1 protein-coding gene is annotated in these 2,008 nt (G+C 30.6%); it reads left to right on the top strand.

Annotated features, from left to right (window positions below; genetic code table 11):
• The first annotated feature begins 386 nt into the window (after positions 1–386).
• The gene (locus tag B8T70_RS23410; RefSeq protein ID WP_165763254.1) at positions 387–1,823 is read left to right on the top strand and encodes a rhomboid family intramembrane serine protease; all 1,437 of its coding nucleotides are present in this window, start codon (positions 387–389) and stop codon (positions 1,821–1,823) included.
• Positions 1,824–2,008: the final 185 nt, after the last annotated feature.

Genomic DNA, 2,008 nt, shown 5'->3' with positions numbered 1-2,008 from the left:
GCGTGCCCCGCAGAAAAAGCGGGTCAGGCTTTCGGCTTTATCTTTTGTTTTGCTCCGCTTACAAAAGGATACCGCCTCTATCCTTCACGCGAAACTGCAATACAATGAAGTTTTATTTTCAAGTATAAATTAATAATAAAAAAACTATATATTAGTCTCTTGATAAAAGTCCTACGTTGCCAATATATGCAATAAATCAATCAAGACTTTTGATAGAAAAACACGCACCTTATAATTAGATATAACCAAATATGAATTCTAATCTTACCAAGAAGCTTAAATTAATTTTTACTCCATTTTTAATTACGATGTTAAGCTTTTGTATTATTTATACTTTTTTAAACTGGCTACTTTTTATCAAATTTCAACTCTTTTCAGTCAAAGAAATGATAATCGATTTTGTAATTCCATTGATATTTCCTGCAATACCGATCATATTTTATTTACACAAGAGATTAAACATTTTAAACCTAAAAGCGAAAAACGGAAAGACTTATACCGATTTTTATATTTTTATTCTTTGGCTTTCCATTTCGGTTCCAACAATAATTGCTCAAGACTATCTTAAAACAGCAACTGGAAAATTAACTACGGTCGAAAATGTTTCTGCAATTTCTAAACAAGAACAAACAAAATATTATGACATAAAAAGATTATTCATAGACAAATCAAAAGCTAGTTCTTATACTTTATTTGAAGTAAGTGGCAAGCACGATACTGATTTTAACATGACTATATATGTTGTTGCTCCAGTTTTTGATAAAAAAAATAATGCTTCGACCGCTACGAATTGTAAATATTGGTTAGGAATAAAATACCACAATCAGGTTAGTAATAGTATAAGCGATTCTAGAAAAGAAAGTGAATACCAAACCTTTGCAAACTTTAGTGAAACCGAATTTAACCGAACTGATTTAAGTGATTTTATATACTTAGAAAGAGTTGGGAATTCCGAAACTGGAGATGGTTATAAAAAAGCCTTAAAAAATTGCACTAAATTAAATACTGAAGGTGCAACTATTTTTATTTCTCACAAAGAACCTTTTGAAAACAAAAATGGAAATTCCTTCCTATGGTTTATCTGCACATTATTAGGAGGAATAGTTATATCACTAATTGCGATTTTAATTCCAAAATTTAACCAAAGAGAATTAAAGAACCTAGAAAGCGGAAAACCCCAAGAAAACAAAGATTTAAAAGAATTCTTGGAATTTATAAAACCAAGAGAAGGCTATTTTGTTACTCCAATTTTAATATACCTAAATATTGCAATCTTTTTAGTGATGCTTATATCAGGCTTAGGCTTTATATCGTTTAATGGGCAAGATTTGCTAAACTGGGGAGCAAACTACCAACCTTATACAAGCAATGGCGAGTGGTGGCGACTTATTACAAATGTCTTCCTTCATGGTGGTTTCATGCATTTGCTATCAAATATGTTTGGACTTTTATTTGTCGGAATATTTCTGGAGCCTCTATTGGGTCGAACAAAATACTTAACAATTTACCTAGTTACAGGAATTATTGCCAGTTTAGCTAGTATTTGGTGGTATGATGCAACAGTAAGCGTAGGTGCTTCGGGTGCTATTTTTGGGCTTTATGGATTATTCCTAAGTTTGTTATTGACAAAAGTTTTTCCTCCACAAATCAATAACGTATTCTTAATTACAACGCTCATTTTTATAGGATATAATTTGCTTATGGGACTTACTGGAGGAATTGATAATGCAGCACATATCGGAGGACTTATTAGTGGTTTTGTAATTGGATTGATTATGAGTAACTCTTTAAAATCGGAAAAAAACAACATCCAAAAGAAATAAATGATTGAAAAAAAGGCTCTGGCTTATAAAGAATCTTTTGCCAATCCTGCCTAATTCGCATAAATATAAATTGACAATAATCTTAAAAAAACTATTATGGGTTTATTTGACTTTTTTTATATTAGCAATTGGACTAACAGCTTTACAATCTTATAAAGCATAACAAATACTAACTTTCAACAGAT

Origin of the sequence: Flavobacterium sp. AJR (genome assembly GCF_002156885.1) — a bacterium.
Taxonomy (GTDB): Bacteria; Bacteroidota; Bacteroidia; order Flavobacteriales; family Flavobacteriaceae; genus Flavobacterium.
This window is presented reverse-complemented; position numbering and strand designations above follow the sequence as displayed.

Coding starts and splice junctions, on each gene's coding strand:
- B8T70_RS23410 (WP_165763254.1), top strand. CDS start 387: ATGATAATCGATTTTGTAATTCCATTGATATTTCCTGCAATACCGATC.